Source organism: Halolamina litorea (assembly GCF_026616205.1).
GTDB classification, from domain to species: Archaea; Halobacteriota; Halobacteria; order Halobacteriales; family Haloferacaceae; genus Halolamina; species Halolamina litorea.
Genome location: NZ_JANHGR010000001.1, coordinates 33,989 through 54,581, shown reverse-complemented (window position 1 = coordinate 54,581; position 20,593 = coordinate 33,989). Strand labels below are relative to the sequence as shown.

Here is a 20,593-nt window from a genome sequence, read left to right as displayed (position 1 = left end):
CGAGGGATGGTGTGAGCCGTCGGCTCGCCGCCGCCGGACTCGCGCTCGCGCTCCTGGCGCTCGTCGGTGCGGGCGCGTTCGGCGGCGTCTACGCCGGCGACAACACCGGTTCCGGGCTGTACATCGACGCCGCCGACGGCCCCAACGGTGACTACGCGGCGCTTTCGGGCGACCAACTGATGCTCGACCTCTCGGAGGGCGGCGGCGTCAGCAACGACGCCATCACCCGCCTCGACGCGGTGTTCGTGGTGACCAACGACCGGAGCTACGAGGCGCCGGTGTGGATCACCGACAACAGTTCCGCGCTCGGCTTCTACGAAACGGAGACCGGCGAGCGCATCGACGCCCGCGCGAACGCGAGGAACCTCTCGGCCGGCGAGACGCTGACCGTCGGCGTCAGCGTCGACACCCGCGGCACCGACCCCGCGGAGGTCGAGTCGACGAGCGCCTTCGCCGTCCGGACGCTGGTCGAGGACACGACGGAGACCAGCACCACCGACGCGCCGGACGCCTCCGACGGACCCGATACGGCCGACCCCGCCGACACGGCCGATCCGGCGGACACACCTGACGGCACGGCGACCGCGACGCCGGCACCGAACGGCGGCGACGGCGACATGGGCGGCGATACCGGCGGTGGCACGGGCGGCGGGCAGGCCGGCGACAGTTCCGACTCCAGCTACACCGTCTACGACACGAGCGAGGGCGCCACTGTCAACGTCCGCGAAGCGCTGTCTTCCGACCCGTTCACCAGTAGCCTGACCGAGAACGGCGAGTCGTTCGTCGCCGGCACCGACACCGAGCTCACCGCCAACGCCTACGAGATGACGTTCACACGCGAGAACTGGCGCGTCGAACTGACGAAACCCACCGCCGAACCGCAGGACGCACCGGCCATCGACGGCGACGCGATCAGCTACTTCCGCGCCGACGCTTATCAGGTGGAGGCCTCCGCGTTCAGCCACATCTCGGTGAACGCGAGCGTCGCCGTTCCGGACGGCGCGGATCCCGCCGACGTGGCGTTCTACCGCCACACCGTCGACGGCTGGCAGCGCGTCGAGACGACCTACGTGGGCGGCGACCAGTTCACCGCGGACCTCGGCGGGTTCGGCGAAGTGGCTGTCGTGGTGGAGTCGAGTGGCGACGGGTCAGACGGCGGCACGGATGGAACCGACGGCTCGGCCGACAGTACTGACGGCATCGACGGCTCGACCGACGGGACCAACAACACGACGGACAACACCACCGCGTCGACGCCGACGGGCAGCGACGGGACGACCGACGGAACGGCGACCCCGGCGGAGAGTGGCTCGGGGACGACCGCGACGGCGACGCCGACCGACGGCGAGAACGCGACCGACGACGAGTCGGCCGAGTCCGGCGTCACCGGCACGGCCACCGCCGTCGAACGGCTGCAGGACCCGCTCCGACTGGATCAGGGGCTCGGTGGCCCCACCGTGGTCGTGTTCGGCCTGTTCTCGCTGTGGTTGGCCGCCCGCGGGCGCGTCGGCCGCGGCGGCGGCCGGCTCTGAGCCGGCGACAGTTCTTTCCCCGTCTCTTGAGTTTCGGTGGTAATGCGCCGGGAACTGGAGTTGGGCGTTGTCGGCCTGCTGGCGCTGGTGGCCATCGGCGGCGCGGTCGGCCAACCGGTGTTACTCAGCTACGTCGTGACCGACAGCATGGAGCCGACGCTGGAGCCCGGCGACGGCTTCGTCGCCCTTCCGAGCGCCGTCGCCGACGCGCCCGAGGAGGGCGACGTGGTCGTCTATCGGGCACAGACCGGCGACCACGCGGGCAGTCTCGTCACCCACCGCGTCGTGGACGAGACCGAACAGGGGTACGTCACGAAAGGCGACGCCAACCCCTTCACCGATCAGGGGGCGGGCGAGCCGCCGGTGCCAGAGAGCCGTGTCGTCGCGACTGCGCTCCAGTTCGACGGCGAGGTGCTCGTCCTGCCGGGGCTGGGCTCGGCGCTGATGGCCCTCGGCGGAGTGTTCGGCGGTATCAGCAGCGACGTCGGCGTCCCGGGCGGCAGCGGCGTGGGGCTGGTGGTGTTCGGGGTCGGGGCGGTGCTGTACGCGGTCAGCCTCGGCGGCCTCGGCGCACGGGACCGCCGTCGGGAGCGCGAACGCGAGCGCGAGCGGGTGATCACCGCCGAACAGATCGTGCTCGGGATCGTGCTACTCGTGGTGTTGCCCGCGACGGCGACGATGGTCGCGCCCGCGGGCGGGCACTCGTTCCCGGTCGTGAGTTCGGAGTCCCAGACCGCCGCCGGGACGGCGGTTCCGGCCGGAACGACCGTCGAGCGGACCGTCGACCTCAACAACGAGGGGCTGTTGCCGGTCGCGGTGTTCCTCGATCCGGGAACGGCGGGGATCGAGCCGGTACAGGAGCGCTACGCCCTCGACGGGGGCGAGAACGTCGAGGCGGCGGTCCGGCTGTCGGCGCCCGAGGAGACCGGCTACTACCTGCGGACGATGAGCGAGCACCGCTACCTGATGGTGTTGCCGCCGTCGCTGATCGGCGCACTGTACGGTATCCATCCGTGGCTCCCCATCGTCGCCATCGACACCGCGCTCGCGGGGGCGGCGGGGATACTGTCGCTCGCGGTGTTGGGGCGGGCCAAAATCCGGATGCGAAGCCGCTCACGGCGAACCGAGCGGTGATCGGCGACGGCCGATCACGTATCGCGTGCCGCCGTGAGCGTGCGGAGCCGAATCATCGAACCGAGCGGTGATCGGCGACGGCCGATCACGTATCGCGTGCCGCCGTCCCACGATAGCGGGGCCGCCAGCCCGGAACTGACACCAAACCATATGGCCCCACCCTCGGTTATACGGCCAGATGTCGGAACGATCAGGGCCGTGGCCGTCGCCGGACTGGCGGGTTCGGGCACGTGCAGTGCTTTCGGACCGTCTCAGAATCGTCGTCGCCGCGTTCCTCCTGCTGTCGGTCGTCGGCGCCGGCGTGACCTACGGCGCGGTTATCGCCCCGGGCACCGTTGAGGAGACCCGGACCGTCGACGGCTGGGAGTCGACCACCGAGTTCGGCCACAGCGCGACCGTCGAGCAGCAGAACCCGGTCTACCCGGTCGGCACCGAACTGGAGAACCGGAGCGCGTACTTCTCGGAGGCGTCGCCGATACTGACGGGGACCCACCACGCCGACTTCGACGGCGACGAGGGGACGGTGGCGACACAGACGACCCTCACGCTCGTGCTCCGGGCGGAGGACCCCGAGTCGGGGACGGTCTACTGGGAGCAGACCGACCGGCTGAACCGCGAGACCGCCGAACTCGTCCCCGGCGAGTCGGTCAGGACCGACTTCTCGGTCAACGTCACTGCAGTCCGTGAGCGACTGAGTCGGATCGAGTCCTCGCTGAGCACCGCCGGGGAGACGACCGTGCTCGTGCGCGCGGAGACGCTTTACCGCGGGAACGCGGCGAACCAGTCGGCCAACGAGACAGTGACACAGGACCTGACGATCCGCCCCGGCTCACAGGTCTACGAGGTCGACGGCGGCGACGCCGAGGCCGCCGAGCACACGCGAACCATCGTCGTGCGCGAACCGGTCGAGGCGGGGGCGGTCGAGACGGCCGGCGGGCCGCTGTTGATCCTGTTGGGCCTGCTCGGCGCCGGCGCCTGCGTGAAAGCCGACCGCGAGGGCATCCTCGACCTGACGACTCACGAGCAGGCCGCCCTGGAGCGTGCGGAGTTCGAGGACTGGGTGACCATCGGCGGCGTGCCCGACGACCCGCCGGGCGAGCGCATCCGCGCGACTTCGCTTGAGGGGCTGGTCGACCTCGCGGCCGACACGAACGCCCGGATCATTCAGGACGAGCATCTGGGCCACTACGTCGTGTTCGGCGACGAGTACCACTACCTCTACGAGCCGCTCGGGCGGGAGAGCCTGTAGTCAGGCTGAAAAGGGAATAGTCAGGCGGTAACTGCTCCGTGCACTCCCGCGAACGAAGTGAGCGGGCCGAGGAACCCCCGAAGGGGGAGGAGGGTGACGAAGGCTTTTGATCGAGCTTTTGCCAGGGCCGGCTGGGCCGGCCCGCAGCAAAAGGTCGGGATTTAGACGCCGGTCTCGTAGCGCAGGATACCGGCGACGCCACCGAAGGCGTTGAGCAGCTGTTCGCCCTTCTCGAAGTCGGTGCTGATGAACTTCGTCTCGGTCCCGCGTTGGTCGGCGATCTCCATCAGGTGTTCGACCACGTCCTCGCGCTCGCCGGGCTCGGCAGCCTCGCCACACTCCGAACACTCGTGGCTGGGGGTGTTGTGGCGGCGCTCGACGGTCTCGTACTCGGTGTGGCCGTTGGGACACTCGAAGGGGATCACGTCCTCGGTGAGGTCCTCCGAGAGCAGCAGGCGGTCGACCGAGCCCATGATGAGGTTCTTCCGCGTGGGCGTGAACCCGTAGGTCGCCTCGTTGCCAGTGTGGAGGTTCTCGAAGAACTCCTCCATCTGGTTCTTGTCGTCGACCAGTTCCTGGTCGGCCAGCGCCTCCTGCCCGGCGTCGACGAGGTCGTAGAGGCCCGACTCGTCGGTGTAGGAGACGTCGAACTTCCCGAGGACCTTGTCCTGCAGTTCGTGGTGGAGGTAGTCGCCGTCGAGGAACTCGTCTTTCGTCGGCGACGGCCCGCCGACGAGGATGCCGTCGAGTTCGTGGCGCTTGTTCACCATCAAGTCGTTGGCCATCTCCGCGACCTCCTGGTAGAAGTTGTCGATGGCTTCGAGGCGCAGGCGGGCGAAACGCTGGGCGGACTGACCACCCTTCCGCTGCTTGCCCGGCACCAGCGAGGACGCTGACTTGACCGGCTCGACGCGCTTGCCCTTGAGCCAGCCGACGTTTGCCTCCCGTCGGTCCAGCACGATCAGGCCGAACAGGCCCGAGTCGGCCATCATGTGCTCCAGCGGCTCGATCAGGAAGTCCGAGTCACAGTGGTAGCGGAACGACTCGACGGGGTTGGGCGGGGACTCGAGCGTCCGGGTGATCATCTCCGTCTGGCCGCCGCCGGCGTCGATGGCGCCCGAGAAGATCACCATCCCGTTCTCGGGGGGCTTCACGTCGTAGTAGCGCAGCCGGTCCTTGATGGACGTGAGAGCGTCCTGCACGTTCGTCCGGGTCTGTTTGGACTTGATGTTGGCCGCCTCCGAGTGCTCCTGAGTCACGTGGGCGACCACGTCGGAGATCAGTCGGTCCTCCGGGATGTAGATGGTGACGAGCTGCGTTCCTGATCCTTCGAACTCCTCCAGTTCCTCGAGGACTTTGCGGAACTCGTACTTCCGCCGGTCCTCGCTTGTCTCCTCGGCGTCAGTGCTCATTAATGCAGGATAGGCGCCAACGCGTGTAAGTACCTGTTGACTACCCCTGTGGGGGCGTAACGCACGAAGACGCGGCGCCGACGCCCGACGCGCGGGTGGGCCGGGTCGTGAGTGCGGGCGGTGGGACGAATGCGGCCTGTAGCATCACTTCCGGACGGCAGCGTATAGCCTCGTCCAGTAGTATGGAAAATAGGTTCCACAGAGCCGGCCGAACGGTCGCGTTCGGGCCGCTGAGCGGCCACAACGATTATGCACAGAACCGGGTCGTATCTTTATCCGTTCGTGTCGAGTTGCTCAAGCCACATGGCTCGAGTTTGTGCAGTCGCCAGCTCAAAAGGGGGGGTTGGGAAAACGACGACGACGGCGAACCTCGCAGCCACGCTCGCCGCGGGCGGTTACGACGTGGCGGTCGTCGACGGGGACATCGGGATGGCGAACCTCGGGGACCAGTTGGGCGTGGAGGCGTCTGACGCGACGCTACACGACGTTCTCGCAGCGGGTGCGAGCGTCGAGGAGGCGTCCTACGAGGGGCCACACGGGATGACCGTGGTCCCGGGTGGTTCCGACCTCGAATCGTTCAGCGAAGCCGACATCAGCCGGATGGGCCGGGTCGTCGGCTCCTTCGCGGACCGTGACTTCGTCTTCGTCGACACCGGTGCCGGGCTCTCACACGAGACGGCGCTCCCGCTCGGACTCTCCGACGAGGTACTGCTCGTTTCGACCGCCGACCGTGACGCCCTCGGGAACACCGAGAAGACCCGACGGCTCGCCGAACGGCTCGGCGCGGACGTGGCCGGCGTCGTGCTGACCCGGGTGACACCCGGCGACGCCCCGGGTGACGCGGCGCCGCTCTCGGCGCCCGTACTTGGGTCGGTTCCCGAGGACGCCGCGCTCCACGCCGCGAGCGACGGGTCCGTCCCGGTGACGGACTACGACGCCGACGCTCCCGCCGCCGCAGCGTTCCGAAGTATCGCCGGCTCGTTGGCCGACGGCCCCGTCGAGGCTCCGGGCGACGACGCCGAGTTCGCAGCCGACGCGGGCGAGTCCATCGAGGGATCGGTGGCCCGAACCGAGACCGCGGGCGTCGCCGCCGAGGAGGTGCCCGACCAGCCCTCGGAGTCGCCGGCGTCCGAGGAGCCACGAACACAGAACCGCCGCGAGGGCGCCACTCGGGGGACGCCGCAGGGTCAGCAGGCCGCGACCCAACAAGCCGGCGCCGACGCCGCGGTCGAGGGGCAGGACGCCGCGACCGGGAGGCAGGATGCCCCGGCCGGGTCGTGGGAGGACTCCCCGGCGTGGGCCGAACAGCCCGCAGAGGACCTCCAGCAGGCCGGCGGCGACATCCCGAGCGCCGAGGGCGGCGTCGACGTGACCGACGACGCGGCCTTCGAGGACGCGCCGCAGGCGGCGCCGCTGGCCGAGGAGACGGAGGCGGAGAGTAGCACCGAGCGAAAAGGGTTCATCAGCCGGCTGTTCAGCTAAGCCGGCCGGCTTTTACATCGACTCGGGGGCGGCGACCCCGAGCACGTCGAGCGCGTTGCCGATCGTGTGGGCAGCGGCCGCCACGAGCGCGAGGCGGGCGTCGCGTAGTTTCTCGCTCTCGGCGTCGATCACCGGGCACTCGCGGTAGAACGCGTTGAAGCGCTCCGCGAACGTGCGGGTGTAAGTGGCGATCCGGTGGGGTTCGAGGTCCTCGGCGGCCTCCTCGATCACCGCGGGGAAGCGAGCGATCGTTCGGAGGAGGTCGCGCTCCTCCGGCGCGTCGAGGGCGTCGGCATCGATGTCGGCGGGAACCGACTCGCCGTCGAGAATACCCCGGCAGCGGGCGTGGACGTACTGGACGTACGGCGCGGACTGCGCCTCGAAGTCGAGGGCGCGCTCCCACTCGAAGGTGATCGCCTTGCTCGGCTGCTTGGCGACGATGTCGTAGCGCACCGCGCCGATCCCGACCTGTCGGGCGATCCGTTCGACGTCGGCCTCGGTGAGGTCGTCCTCGCGGATGCGGTCGTCCATGCGGTCCTCGACCTCCGCACGGGCGCGGTCGACGGCCTCGTCGAGCAGGTCGTCGAGGTCGACGCCGGTTCCCTCCCGGGTACTCATCCCCTCGCCGCCGGGGAGGTTCACCCACGAGAAGAACACCTGATCGAGCTGTTCGGTGTCGTGGTCCAGGAGTTCGAGCGTCTCGCGCAGTTGGGTGAAGGTGAGCTTGTGGTCCTCGCCGACGACCGTGACCGCGCGGTCGAAGTGCTCGAACTTCCACTCGTGGTGGGCGAGGTCGCGGGTGGTGTAGAGCGTTGTGCCGTCCGAGCGCAGGAAGACGAACTCCTTGTCGATGCCGCGTTCCGAGAGGTCCAGTTGCCACGCGTCGTCCTCGAGGAACGCCTCGTCGAGGGCCTGCAGGCGCTCGACCACGTCGTCGGTGGCGCCCGAACGCATGAACCGCGTCTCCTTGACGAACTCGTCGAACTCCGCGGGGAGCCGCGAGAGCGTCTGGGTCATGCCCTCAAGCACCGTATCGACGACCTCGCTCACGCGCTCGAACGTCTCCTCGTCGCCCGCTTCGAGGCCCTGCATGATCGCCTCGATCTCGGCTTCGGCTTCCTCGACGGCGGCCTCGTCGGCGTCCTCGAGGTAGCTGTTGCCCTTGCGGTAGTAGCGGACGAGGTCGTAGTCGGGCTTCTCGCGTTCCGGTTCGGGCAGGTCGGCCTCGTCGAACGTCTCGTAGGCCCACGTGAACACCGCCACCTGCCGGCCGGCGTCGTTGACGTAGTAGTGGCGCTCCACGTCGTAGCCGGCGTAATCGATCGCGTTGGCGATGGCGTCGCCGATGATCGGGTTGCGTGCGCGGCCCACGTGGACCGGCCCGGTCGGGTTCGCGGAGGTGTGTTCGACGACGACCGACTCGTCCTTCTCGGGGAGCCGGCCGTAGGTCTCGGCGCCCGCGGCGTCGAGCGTGTCGGCGTAGTAGTCGTCGCTCGGCGCGAAGTTGAGGTAGGGTCCCTGTGTGGTGATCTCGCCGAGGTAGTCGTAGTCGGCGGCGTCGATCTCCGCGGCGACCTCGGCGGCCACCTGCGGCGGCGGCGCGCCGACCTCGCCGGCGAGCCGGAACGCGACGCTGGAGGCGAGCACGGCATCGACGCCGTCCGGCGGTTCCTCGATACCGAGGTCGTCGGTCGGGAGGTCGCGTGCGGCCAGCGCGGCCGCGACGGCGTCCTCGACCGTCGACCGGAACTCGATGAACATGGGCCACCGTTCCGCCCGGTGGATAAAGGGGCTTCCGAACCGCGGGAACCGTCGGCTCGGCGAAAAATCAACGGATAGCGCGGGTATCGGGGCGGGTTTCGATTCGACGGCCCCAATCGTTTTTGCCGTCCCTTGAGTCTGTCCGGGTGAACATGGGGGGACGCTATACCCGGCGACGGGTACTGGAAGCCACAGGAGTCGCGGGACTCGGTGGGGTTCTCGGTACGGCGTCGACGGCTGTCGCGAAACAGAGTTGGCGACGGGTCGAATCGCCGACCGGGAGCTCCCTCACGGGTGCTGAGTACACCAGCAACGGCGCTTACGCGAGCGGGGAGGGGGGCGCCATTATTCGTCGCACCGACGGCGACGAGTGGGTAACAGTCGTCAACTCCGGACCCACCGGGCAGTCGAAGACCCTGAACGGGGGTGCCGTGACCGACGACGCCGAACGCTACTGGGTCGCCGGCAACAGCGGCGTGATCGGCGAGTACGACACGGAGACGGCCACTCTCTACGACCACTCGAAACCGCTCGGGATCGGCAGCGCGTTCAGCAGTATCGGCGTCAGCGGCGACGCGGGTGACGAACGCATCTATCTCGGGAAGGCCTCCGGGGAGGTCCTCATCGGCACCCGAACCGAGGACGGCGGGATCGACTGGATGCTCTCGGACACCGGGTCGGGGTACGACGTCCAGGCCGTGGACTTCCAACTCGGCTCGGGTGAGGGGTACGTGTCGACCAGCGGCGGGAGCGTCTACTGGACGGCCGACGCCGGCGGCTCGTGGAGTCGGGTCGGCGTCGACGCCTCCCAGACGGGATACACGGCGGTACTCACTGAGGACCGAACGACACCGAACCACGTCTACGTCGGCGGCGGCGGCGGCCGGATCCTTCGGCTGGACTGTGACTGCAACATCTGGACGCCCACCGAGGCGGGCAGCAAGCGAATCCACTCGCTCGAATCGAACAACAAGGGCGAGCGGTTCCTCGGCGCCGGCGGGAGCGGTCGGATCTACCACAAGGCCGACGCGAGCGACGGTGCCGGCTGGAAGGTCACGAACACGAGCACCGGTAACGCGTTACTGGCGGCAGCCCCGGCCGACAAGGGCAGCGAAGTCGACATCGTCGTGGGTAACAGCGGGACAATTATCGAGCGATAGCGGCTAGGAGAAACAATAAATCTAGGAAGAGCAGAGAACCTATAGGGATATCTGTACTCTTTTCTCGGCGCGATTGGCCCCAACTCCTTTTACGATGGCTTGTGTCTCCAGAGGTAGGTGCCGACAATGTCCGAGAAGCCATTCAGTCGACGGTCGTTCGTAAAGACGGTTGGCGCGGCAGTGTCGGTCGCGGCGGGGGGGGCGTTCGCCGTCGATCGCGCGTCAGCAGCAAGCGAGTGGCAGTCAGTAGAGTCACCGACGAGTAAGACGCTGTACGGCGTCTCCAACACCACGCGTGGCCCGCACGCCGTGGGTTCGACGGGGGACATCGTCGCCCGACGAAGCAACGGCAACTGGGAGAAGGTCGTCGACGTGGGGCCGGCAGCCCGGAGCAACTCGCTCCGGACGATGGCGGTCACCGACGACTACAAGCGCATCTGGTTCGCCGGCGGCTCCGGCGCGCTGGGGTGTTACGACGTCGAAGAGGGACTGAAGTACAACTACTCCGCGCCCAACGGGATGACCTCCACGTGGGAGGGAATCTCCGTCACCGGGGATCAGGGCAGCGAGCGAGTTCAGGTGTTCAACGGCTCCGGCGAGGTCATCATCGGGACGTACGACGACCAGAACTGTATGGTGTTCGGGAGCCCGAACAAGCCTGGCGGCGGATCGCGCGTGCCCGCGGTCGACTTCCGCGAGAAGGCGACCAGCGTCGGTCACGCGGTCGACACCTCCTCACAGGTGTACGAGAGCCGCGACGGCGGCGAGACGTGGGAGAACGTCGGGATCCCGAACTCGCAGGTCGGGCACTACGACGTGATCAGCTACATCGACAGCAACGATCAGGAGTTCGTCTACGTCGCCTCCGACGGCGGCTACCTCTACCGGATGAACTGTGACTGTAACACGTGGACCCCGATCGGGCTCGGGACCAAGCGGCTCTCGTGTGTTACACACGACATGAACGACAACCTGCTCGTCAGCGGCTCCTCGTCGACGATCTACGAGAAGCTCGACGACCAGGAGTGGAACAGTGTCGAGTCGCCGGTCCAGGCGGACTTCTACGAGGCGGCCTACGGCCGAACCACCTACCCGGACGGTACGGAGACGCCGGACGTGATCGTCGGCTCCAGCGGGACGATCATCGAGCGACCGCCCGAAGCGTAAGCGTCGGGCCCGTCGTTTTTTCGGAACGCAGCGATCGGCCAGCGGCGGCGCCGGCGGTCACCATCACGGATACGTTATCCGTCCAATATCCAGTATCGTTAAGCGTCTCGATCGTGAACCGGAGAGTATGCAAGAGACGACCGCGGGGGTCGACGCCGCCGGCGTGGCGGCGCTGAAGGAGATCGCGTTGTCCGGTGGGATCGACGGGCAGCGAAAGGTGTCGTGTTCGGCGCTGGGCGAGCGCCTCGACGCCTCGAGCCAGACCGCCTCCCGACGGCTGCAGCGACTGGAGTCCGCCGGCCTGATCGAGCGCGAGGTCGTCGCCGACGGGCAGTGGGTGTCGCTGACGGCGGCGGGGAAGTCCCGCCTCCGCGAGGAGTACGCCGACTACCGCAAGCTGTTCGAGGGCGACGCCGCGCTCTCGCTGTCGGGCGGCGTCACGGGCGGCGTCGGCGAAGGGCGCCACTACATCTCGCTGCCGGGGTACAACCGCCAGTTCGTCGAACGGCTGGGCTACGACCCCTACCCGGGCACGCTGAACGTCTCCCTCGACGAGCAGAGCACCCGGAACCGCAGCGAGCTGAGCGCGGTCGAGGGGATCGACATCGACGAGTGGGAGGACGAGGAGCGCACGTACGGCTCGGCGACGTGCTACGCCGCCCGACTGGAGGCCGACGCCGGGAGCTACGAGCCGGTTCACGTCATCGTCCCCGACCGGACCCACCACGACGAGGACCAGATCGAGCTGATCGCCCCAGAGATGCTTCGGGACGAACTGGGACTCGCCGACGGCGACGAGGTCGTCGTGGAGATCGAGGACGCATGAGTTCGACCCGAACCGGCGTCGACGCCGTCGCCGCCGCCGAGGCGGCCTTCGCCCGTGGCGAGCCCGTGTTGATCCACGACGCCGCCGACCGCGAGGGCGAGGTAGACATCGTCTACCCCGCGGCCGCCGTCGATCCGGAGGCGGTCCGCCGACTGCGCGACGACGCGGGTGGCCTGATCTGTGTGGCCATCGACGACGCCGTCGCCGACGCGTGGGACCTGCCGTTCCTCTCGGACGCGCTCGATCACCCCGCGGCCGAGGCCGCACACCTCGACTACGACGACCGCTCGTCGTTCTCGCTGCCGGTGAACCACCGCGAGACGTTCACCGGGATCACCGACGACGACCGCGCGCTGACGATCCGGGAACTCGGCGCCGCCGCCGACGCCGCCGACGCCGGGCAGTTCGGCGCCGACGCCTTCGCCGAGACGTTCCGCTCGCCGGGCCACGTGACGCTCCTGCGCGGTGCGCCGGACCTGCTCGCGGACCGGCAGGGCCACACCGAACTGGGGCTGGCACTCGCGGCGGCCGCCGGCCGGGAGCCCGCAGTCGTCGTGTGTGAGATGGTCGACGGCGAGACCGGCGCCGCGCGAACCCCCGCCGACGCCCGCGCGTACGCCGAGCGCGAGGGGTTGGTGTACGTCGAAGGGCGCGACCTGTTGACCCGACTGGGCTAGACCGCCGTTTCTGCCGAATTTAAGACCCCGCCGGTCCCACTCGGGGTCATGAGCGCGTTCGAGCAGATGGAAGAAGACGGGACGATCTGGATGAACGGCGAGTACGTCGACTGGGAGGACGCCACCGTCCACGTTCTCAGCCACGCGATGCACTACGGCACGGGCATCTTCGAGGGCGTCCGGGCCTACGACACCGAGGAGGGTACCGCCATCTTCCGCTGGGAGGAGCACCTCGACCGGTTCTACAACTCCGCGAAGCCCTACGACATGGAGATCGACTTCACGCCGGAGGAACTCACCAAGGCGACGCTGGAAGTGATCCGCCGGAACGACCTCGAGTCGGCGTACGTCCGCCCGCTTGCGTACTACGGCTACGACTCGCTGGGCGTCTCGCCCGGCGACTGCCCGACCGACGTGACGGTCGCGGCGTGGCCGTGGGGCGCCTACCTCGGCGACGACGCACTGGAGAACGGGATCGAGGTGAAGGTCTCCTCGTGGCGCAAGCACGCCTCCAGCCAGATCCCGACCAACGCCAAGACCACCGGGCTGTACGTCAACAGTCTGCTGGCCGGCGAGGAAGCCCGCCGCCACGGCTACACCGAGGCCATCGTCCTGAACAAGGAGGGCAACGTCGCGGAGGGGCCCGGCGAGAACATCTTCCTCGTGCGCGACGGCGAACTCTACACGCCCGGCCTGAGCGAGTCGATCCTCGACGGCATCACCCGGGATACGGTGATCACGCTGGCCGAGGAGCGCGGCTACGAGGTCCACGACAACGTGAGCATCTCGCGTGGCGAACTCAACACCGCCGACGAACTGTTCTTCACCGGTTCGGCCGCTGAGGTCACGCCGATCAAGCAGGTCGACAACGTCGAGATCGGTAACGGCGGCCGCGGCCCGATCACCGAGGAACTGCAGACCGCGTTCTTCGACCTCGTGGAGCGTCGCACCGACGACCACGAGGAGTGGTTCACGTACGTCTAGATCGGGTTCCCCGTTTTTCCGCGTTCGTCCGTGGGTGTGGCGTCGACGGCCCCGGTTCGCCTGAGACCCTGATACACGGACCCACACCCCTGCGTCCCTTCGAAACCCTTACCACCGAATCGTGAGTATCCACGGCTAACTCGCTGGTCGACGGGACGCCAGTGGGCACCCGATAGCTCGGGACGAAATGTGGTCGGAGCCGGCGACGTCGCCGCCCCGACTGAATCGCAAGCGCCCGCAACCCAAGACAATGGCACGAAGTTTCTACTCCCACATCAAGGACGCGTGGAAGGAGCCGGGCGACGGCAAGCTCGCCGAGCTCCAGTGGCAGCGAAAGCAGGAGTGGCGCACCCAGGGCGCCATCGAGCGCATCGAGCGCCCGACCCGCCTCGACAAGGCCCGCGAACTCGGCTACAAGGCCAAGCAGGGCATCGTCGTGGTCCGCGTCGCCGTCCGCAAGGGCGGGGCCCGGAAGCGCCGACACAAGGCCGGCCGGCGTTCGAAGCGACAGGGCGTCAACCGCATCGGTCGCCGGACCTCCATCCAGCGCATCGGTGAGGAGCGCGCATCCCGGAAGTACCCCAACCTCCGCGTGATGAACTCCTACTGGGTCGGTGAGGACGGCTCGCAGAAGTGGTTCGAGGCCATCCTCGTGGACCCCGAACACGCCGCGATCCAGAACGACGACGACCTCAACTGGATCTGCGACGACTCCCACACCGGCCGCGCGTTCCGCGGCCTGACCAACGCCGGCAGGTCCAACCGTGGGCTTCGCACCCGCGGCAAGGGTGCCGAGAAGGTCCGCCCGAGCATCGCGGCGGGCAACCGCGGCGGCAAGTAACACCGATCACGTTCACGGGAGCGAAGCTCCCGTTAGCCAACCAGAGATCTCTGAGTTCTGGTGACGGCGCGCGAACTGCCGCGCGATCCGTCGCGCGGCGGCGGGGCCGATGCCGTGATCGTGTAGACACAGATCGTTTCTCCGTTATTCACGTTCGACAGCTACTGCGTCGCCGTTTTGTGCCCGCGTTCCGAACGCCGCCAGTATGAGCGAGACCGACAGCGCGTCCGCGGCAGCGATCGGCGGCGGGGCAGGTGGTGCCGTCGGTGCCGGGGTCGCCAGCACGACGGTCACAGACCCGCTGCTGGGCACCGTACTCGCACTCGCGGCAGGAACGATGGTCGGGGGCGTCGCGCTCGTGCTCTACGACCGACTCGGGAGCTGAATCAGTCGCTGACTTTCACGACCTGCTTCCCGATGTTCTCGCCCTCGAACAGTCCGAGGAAGGCGTCGGGGGCGTTCTCGATCCCCTCGACGACGCTCTCGCGGTACTGAATGTCGCCGGCGGCGACCCACTCGGCGAGGTCGGCGCTGGCCTCCTCGAACCGCGGTGCGAAGTCGCCGACGAGCAGCCCCTCGACGGTCGCACGGGTCTCGATGACCTTCCCGAGCTTTCGGGGGCCGGTGGGCATCTCCTCGGCGTTGTAGAGCGCGATCTGCCCACAGACCGCGACGGTGGCGTCGACGTTCAGGTGCGTGAACACGGCGTCGGTGATCGGGCCGCCGACGTTGTCGAAGTAGCCGTCGACGCCTTCCGGGGCGGCTTCGGCGAGCGCCTCGACGTAGTCGTCGGTCGATTTGTAGTTGATACAGGCGTCGAAGCCGAACTCCTCCTCGACGACCTCGCACTTCTCGTCGCTGCCGGCGAAGCCGACGACCGTTGCACCCTGTAGCTTCGCGAGCTGGCCGACGACCGAACCGACCGCGCCCGCGGCGGCGCTGACGACGACGGTGTCGCCCGCTTTCGGTTCGAGGACCTCACGCGTGCCGAAGTAGGCCGTGCGGCCGGGCATTCCGAGCACGCCCAGCGCCGTTGAGACGGGGAGTGCGCCGGTCTCGATGCGCTGGAGGCCGGCGGCGTCGGCGATGTGGTACTCCGACCAGGACATGTTGCCGACGACGGTGTCGCCGGCCTCGAACTCCGTGCCGGCCTCGTCGACGACTTCGCCGACAGCGGCGCCTTCGAGCGGTTCGTCGACCCCCCACGGGTCGGCGTAAGACTCGCCGGCGGCCATCCGGCCGCGCATGTAGGGGTCGACCGAGAGATAGCTGATCTTCACGAGCACCTCGCCGGCGCCGGGGTCGTCGAGTTCGACCGTTCGGCGGTCGAAGGTGTCGTCGTCGGGCCGACCTTGGGGTCGCTCAGCGAGGAAGTAGCGTTCTGTCGTGACCATACCCGACCGAGGGGCGGCGGAGGGAAGGGCGCTACGGCGGTGGCACGACGCGGATGGCCCGGCCCGAACGCCGCCGTCCGTGCGCTTAACCCCGACCGGACCCGTACACGGCGTATGACCGACCTCTCGCTGGACGCGACGCAGTTGGACCGCTACTCCCGGCACATCATCCTCGACGACGTGGGACCGGAGGGCCAAAAGCGCCTGCTGGAGGGCAGCGCGCTCGTCATCGGCGCCGGGGGCCTCGGCGCGCCGGTGATCCAGTACCTCGCGGCCGCGGGCGTGGGACGGCTCGGTATCGTCGACGACGACGTGGTCGAGCGCTCGAACCTCCAGCGCCAGATCATCCACCGCGACGCCGACGTGGGGCGGGCGAAAGCGGAAAGCGCCGCGGAGTTCGTCGCCGACCTCAACCCCGACGTGGACGTCGAAGCCATGCAGCGCCGGATCGCCCCCGAGGAGGCCCGCAAACTGGTCGCCGACTACGACGTGGTCGTCGACTGCACCGACAACTTCCCCACGCGGTACATGCTCAACGACGCCTGCCGGATCGAGGGCGTCCCGCTCTGTCACGGGGCGATCTACAAGTTCGAGGGGCAGGTGACGACCCTCACCCCCGACGGCCCCTGCTACCGCTGTCTGTTCCCCGAGGCACCCGAACCCGGCACGGTCCCGGACTGTGCGACGACCGGCGTCCTCGGCGTGCTCCCGGGGACCGTCGGCTGCCTGCAGGCCACTGAAGCCGTGAAAGTGCTGCTCGGGCTGGGTGAGACGCTCTCGGGGCGGCTGCTGTTCTACGACGCCCGGGAGCTCTCCTTCGAGACTGTCCCCTACCGACAGAACCCCGACTGCCCAGTCTGTGGCGACGACGGCATCGACGACCTCGCGGGCGTCGACTACGCGGATGGCTGTGCAGTGGCGAGCGACTGAACGGCCGTGTGGTAACGTTTACCAAGCGTTAGTGCACTCAAGAAGCTTTTGTTACAGCGGTTCTACGGTTTGTAGCCCGTTCGAACCGTGATACGGGTGTTTGTGGGGTTCACACACCGGCACAAGATTTATATAGTACAGTACCTTACCCATGAGTGAAGACAACCCCGGCGAGCGGCGTCGGACGAAGTCGTTTACCCAATCCAATGAGTACCAATACGACCCACCGCGAGACCGAAGTGGAACGGGCAGAGACCGAAGAGGAACACCACTGCCCCGAGTGCGGTGGTTCCCTGAACACCGACGAGGCACAGGCAGAGACCGTCTGTGCTGACTGTGGCCTCGTCGTCGACGAGGACGCGATCGACCGCGGGCCCGAGTGGCGTGCGTTCGACGCCGGCGAGAAAGACCAGAAGTCCCGCGTCGGTGCCCCAACGACGAAGATGATGCACGACGACGGGCTGTCGACCAACATCGGCTGGCAGAACAAGGACGCCTACGGCAACAGCCTCTCGGCCAGCCAGCGCGAGAAGATGCAGCGCCTCCGAACGTGGAACGAGCGCTTCCGCACCCGCGACCACAAGGAGCGGAACCTCAAGCAGGCGCTGGGTGAGATCGACCGGATGGCCTCCGCGCTCGGCCTCCCGGAGAACGTCCGTGAGACCGCGTCGGTGATCTACCGACAGGCGCTGAACAAGGACCTGCTCCCCGGCCGCTCGATCGAGGGGATCGCCACCGCGAGCCTCCACGCCGCGGCCCGGATGGGGAACGTCCCCCGAAGCCTCGACGAGATGAGCGCCGTCTCCCGCGTCGATCAGGCGACGTTCAAGCGGGCCTACCGCTACATCGTCCGGGAGCTCAAACTCGAGATCCAGCCCGCCGACCCGCTCGAGTACCTCCCGCGGTTCGCCAGCGAACTCGAACTCGACGACGAGACCGAGCGCCGCGCCCGGGAGCTCCTCGAGACGGCGAAGCGCCAGAACGTCCACTCGGGCAAGTCCCCCGTCGGGCTCGCCGCGGCGGCGATCTACGCCGCGGGCGTGCTGACGAACAACGCGCTCACGCAGTCGGAGGTCAGCGCGGCCACCGACATGAGCGAAGTCACCATCCGGAACCGGTACCAGGAACTCCTCCAGGCCGCCGAGTCCGGCCGCGCGGCCGCGGCCTGAGTCGGCGACGACGCGCCGCCGGACACCGCGTGGGCGACCGTCGAGATCGACGGCCGCCGGCGACACAACCGCTGATCGGCCCTCTTTATAAGCGACCGACCTTGCGTTCCGGGAACGCCGGGTCTCCCGCGGGAAACGGCCCAATAGTGCCCGTTATCGACCGAATACCGCCGGCGACGGCGTCCCGTCGGCCGGCCGGCTTTCGAACGGAAACTCCGTTCGGCCGCGTTCGGCGTTCTCGTAAGCGAAACCGCGTTGAACGGGGAGCCCCTATGTACGACCAATGAGTGACGAGACACGAAAAGAACACATCCGCGTCCGCGGGATGTCCTGTGCGAACTGTTCGGACACCGTCGAGAGCGCGGTCTCCGGGCTCGAGGGCGTCGAGTCGGCGTCGGTGAACTTCGCCACCGACGAGGCGTCGATCGAGTACGACCCCGAGACGACCTCGCTGTCGGCGGTCGTCGATGCCATCGAGGACTCGGGCTACACCCCCGAGATCGAGAAGCGAACGATCGCCGTCCAGGGGATGTCCTGTGCGAACTGCTCGGAGGCCGTCGGGAGCGCCCTCGAACGGACTCCCGGCGTCGTCGACGCCTCGGTGAACTTCGCCACCGACGAAGCCATCGTCCGGTACAACCCCGAGACCGTCGATATCCGGACGCTGTACGACGCGATCGAACAGTCCGGCTACGAGCCGGTCCGGCAAGGTGAGGACGACGACGGCGATGACGGCCCGAGCGAGGCCGACAAACAGCTCCGGCTGTTCGGCTTCGGGCTGGTCCTCTCGGTGCCGATCCTGGTGCTGGCAGTCGGGGGGAACCTCTTCCCGAACGTCGTTCCCGGCTCGCTGTTCGGGGTCGACGACCTCTGGTACCAGTTCGGCCTCGGCCTGATCGTGCAGGCGGTCGTCGGCAAGCAGTACTACGAGAACGCCTACCGCGCGGTGGTCAACAACCGCAGCGCGAACATGGACGTGCTCGTGGCGATGGGCTCGACGGCGGCCTTCCTCTACTCGACGACCGTGCTGTTCGGCGCGCTCGAGGGGGGCCACTACTTCGACACCGCGGCGTTCATCCTCCTGTTCGTCACCGCGGGCAACTACCTCGAAGCCCGCTCGAAGTCACAGGCCTCCTCGGCGATCCGTGAGCTACTGAGCCTGGAGGTCGACACCGCGACCCGGATCACCGACGACGGCGAGGAGGAAGTGCCCCTGCGTGAGGTCGAGGCCGGCGACCGGCTGAAGGTCCGGCCCGGCGAGAGCATCCCGACCGACGGCGTCGTCGAGTCCGGCGAGTCGGCCGTCGACGAGTCGATGGTCACCGGCGAGTCCGTGCCCGTCGAGAAGGCACCCGGCGACGAGGTCGTCGGCGGCACGGTCAACGAGAACGGCCTGCTGACGGTCGAGGCGACGAAGGTCGGCGAGGAGACCGCCCTCCGGCAGATCGTCCGGACGGTGAAGGAGGCCCAAGCGACCCAGCCAGACATCCAGCGGCTCGCCGACCGGGTGTCGGCGCGGTTCGTCCCGGCGGTCATCGCCAACGCGCTGCTGTGGGGGCTGCTGTGGTTCCTGTTCCCCGAGACGCTCGCGGGGGTCGCCCGAGCGCTGCCCGTCCTCGATATGGTCGGGGGCGGCCCGACGGCCGCCGGCGGCACCGTCGCCGTCGGCGAGTTCGCGATCATCGCGTTCACCAGCGCGGTCGTCATCGCCTGCCCCTGTGCGGTGGGGCTGGCTTCGCCCGCGGCGACGATGGTCGGCACCGCACTGGGGGCGAAAAACGGGATCCTGTTCTCGGGCGGCGACGTGCTCGAACACACCCGGAACATCGACACGATGGTGTTCGACAAGACGGGGACGCTGACCCACGGCGAGATGACGCTGACCGACGTGGTCGCGGTCGGCAACGACGCCCGCCCCGACGGCGGTGCGCTGGCTGACCGCGAGGACGAGGACGCTGGGCCCGACACCGGCGACGAGACCGAACTGCTCTCGCTCGCCGCCAGCGCCGAGTCCGGCAGCGAACACCCCATCGGCGAGGCCATCGTCGCCGGCGCCGAGGAGCGCGGCGTCGAACTCTCGGACCCCGAGGACTTCGAGAACGTCCCCGGCCACGGCCTGCGTGCGACGGTCCGGGGCAAGCGCGTCGTCATCGGCAACCGCGACCTGCTGGCCCGCGACGACGTGGCGGCAGGCCCGCTCGCCGACCGCGCCGAGCAACTGGAGGGTGACGGGAAGACCGCCGTCCTCGTGAGCGTCGACGGCGAGCTCGCCGGCGTGCTCGCGGTCGCCGACGAGGTCAAGGAGTCGGCCCGGCAGGCCGTGAGCGCCCTCGACGACCGCGGTACGGCGGTCCACATGCTGACCGGCGACAACGAGCGGACCGCCCGCGCGGTCGCCCGCGAGGTCGGCATCGACGAGGCGAACGTCCGGGCGGGCGTCAAGCCCGAGGAGAAGGCCGCGACCGTCGAGGAACTCTCCGAATCGGGCACCGTCGGCATGGTCGGCGACGGCGTCAACGACGCCCCCGCGCTGGCCGCCGCGGCGGTCGGCATGGCGATCGGTTCGGGGACCGACGTGGCCATCGAGGCCGGCGACGTGACGCTGATGAGCAGCGACCCGATGGACGCCGTGCGCGCCATCCGCATCTCGGAGGGGACGATCTCGAAGATCAAGCAGAACCTCTTCTGGGCGCTGGCGTACAACACGGCGATGGTGCCGCTTGCGAGTCTCGCGCTGATCCAGCCGATCTACGCGGCGGGCGCGATGTCGTTCTCCAGTTTCTCGGTGCTGCTCAACAGCATCGCCTTCCGGGCCTACGACGCCGAGGAACCCTACAAGTTCCTCGGGCTGTTCCGGTAGGCCGGCCCCGAAGCC

General features: G+C 68.5%; 17 protein-coding genes. 14 read left to right on the top strand and 3 right to left on the bottom strand.

The features are described 5' to 3' along the window. Positions 1–11: 11 nt before the first annotated feature. The 3 genes from NO998_RS00255 (at position 12) to NO998_RS00245 (ending at position 3,915) form a co-directional block, all read left to right on the top strand. Positions 12–1,532 (top strand): hypothetical protein, encoded by a 1,521-nt coding sequence (locus tag NO998_RS00255; protein WP_267644980.1) that lies wholly within the window; start codon positions 12–14, stop codon positions 1,530–1,532. Between the two features lie 42 nt (positions 1,533–1,574). Further along, positions 1,575–2,666, top strand: coding sequence for a signal peptidase I (locus NO998_RS00250; protein ID WP_267644979.1), 1,092 nt, complete (start codon positions 1,575–1,577; stop codon positions 2,664–2,666). Positions 2,667–2,844: 178 nt separating this feature from the next. Beyond that, on the top strand, positions 2,845–3,915 hold the full coding sequence (locus tag NO998_RS00245) for a DUF5305 family protein (RefSeq protein WP_267644978.1): 1,071 nt from the start codon (positions 2,845–2,847) through the stop codon (positions 3,913–3,915). Between the two features lie 161 nt (positions 3,916–4,076). On the opposite strand, the gene prf1 is transcribed toward NO998_RS00245, so the two are convergent. Then, entirely contained in the window at positions 4,077–5,327 is a 1,251-nt protein-coding gene (gene prf1 / locus NO998_RS00240) for a peptide chain release factor aRF-1 (protein ID WP_267644977.1), read from the bottom strand. A 303-nt stretch (positions 5,328–5,630) separates the two neighbouring features. Between prf1 and NO998_RS00235 the strand changes: the two genes are divergently transcribed. Continuing rightward, positions 5,631–6,809, top strand: coding sequence for a nucleotide-binding protein (locus NO998_RS00235; protein ID WP_267644976.1), 1,179 nt, complete (start codon positions 5,631–5,633; stop codon positions 6,807–6,809). A gap of 12 nt (positions 6,810–6,821) precedes the next feature. On the opposite strand, the gene argS is transcribed toward NO998_RS00235, so the two are convergent. Further along, positions 6,822–8,570 carry an arginine--tRNA ligase gene (gene argS, locus NO998_RS00230; protein ID WP_267644975.1) on the bottom strand — a complete coding sequence of 583 codons (1,749 nt, stop codon included), beginning with the start codon at positions 8,568–8,570 and terminating at the stop codon, positions 6,822–6,824. Between the two features lie 152 nt (positions 8,571–8,722). Here argS and NO998_RS00225 point away from each other — a divergent pair, with 152 nt between their 5' ends. The 7 genes from NO998_RS00225 (at position 8,723) to NO998_RS00195 (ending at position 14,610) form a co-directional block, all read left to right on the top strand. Next, positions 8,723–9,730: a sialidase family protein gene (locus tag NO998_RS00225; protein WP_267644974.1), complete on the top strand. Its 1,008-nt coding sequence runs from the start codon at positions 8,723–8,725 to the stop codon at positions 9,728–9,730. A 126-nt stretch (positions 9,731–9,856) separates the two neighbouring features. After that, entirely contained in the window at positions 9,857–10,897 is a 1,041-nt protein-coding gene (locus NO998_RS00220; RefSeq protein ID WP_267644973.1) for a beta propeller repeat protein, read from the top strand. 127 nt (positions 10,898–11,024) lie between these two features. Further along, positions 11,025–11,723, top strand: a complete 699-nt coding sequence (locus NO998_RS00215) for a CTP-dependent riboflavin kinase (protein WP_267644972.1) — start codon at positions 11,025–11,027, stop codon at positions 11,721–11,723. Next, positions 11,720–12,400 (top strand): 3,4-dihydroxy-2-butanone-4-phosphate synthase, encoded by a 681-nt coding sequence (gene ribB, locus NO998_RS00210; protein WP_267644971.1) that lies wholly within the window; start codon positions 11,720–11,722, stop codon positions 12,398–12,400. The genes NO998_RS00215 and ribB overlap by 4 nt, the downstream gene beginning before the upstream one ends. Before the next feature lie 48 nt (positions 12,401–12,448). Next, positions 12,449–13,384, top strand: a complete 936-nt coding sequence (locus NO998_RS00205; RefSeq protein WP_267644970.1) for a branched-chain amino acid transaminase — start codon at positions 12,449–12,451, stop codon at positions 13,382–13,384. Between the two features lie 250 nt (positions 13,385–13,634). Then, positions 13,635–14,225, top strand: coding sequence for a 50S ribosomal protein L15e (locus NO998_RS00200; RefSeq protein ID WP_267644969.1), 591 nt, complete (start codon positions 13,635–13,637; stop codon positions 14,223–14,225). Positions 14,226–14,430: 205 nt separating this feature from the next. Next, positions 14,431–14,610, top strand: a complete 180-nt coding sequence (locus tag NO998_RS00195) for a hypothetical protein (RefSeq protein WP_267644968.1) — start codon at positions 14,431–14,433, stop codon at positions 14,608–14,610. A gap of 1 nt (position 14,611) precedes the next feature. On the opposite strand, the gene NO998_RS00190 is transcribed toward NO998_RS00195, so the two are convergent. Beyond that, a complete protein-coding gene (locus tag NO998_RS00190) occupies positions 14,612–15,619 on the bottom strand; it encodes an NADP-dependent oxidoreductase (RefSeq protein WP_267644967.1) in 1,008 nt (335 codons plus the stop codon). A 114-nt stretch (positions 15,620–15,733) separates the two neighbouring features. Between NO998_RS00190 and ubaA the strand changes: the two genes are divergently transcribed. The 3 genes from ubaA (at position 15,734) to NO998_RS00175 (ending at position 20,578) form a co-directional block, all read left to right on the top strand. Next, a complete protein-coding gene (gene ubaA / locus NO998_RS00185) occupies positions 15,734–16,549 on the top strand; it encodes an SAMP-activating enzyme E1 (protein ID WP_267644966.1) in 816 nt (271 codons plus the stop codon). 206 nt (positions 16,550–16,755) lie between these two features. Then, positions 16,756–17,718 carry a transcription initiation factor IIB gene (locus NO998_RS00180; protein WP_267644965.1) on the top strand — a complete coding sequence of 321 codons (963 nt, stop codon included), beginning with the start codon at positions 16,756–16,758 and terminating at the stop codon, positions 17,716–17,718. Between the two features lie 283 nt (positions 17,719–18,001). Then, positions 18,002–20,578 (top strand): heavy metal translocating P-type ATPase, encoded by a 2,577-nt coding sequence (locus tag NO998_RS00175; RefSeq protein ID WP_267644964.1) that lies wholly within the window; start codon positions 18,002–18,004, stop codon positions 20,576–20,578. Positions 20,579–20,593 lie beyond the last annotated feature (15 nt).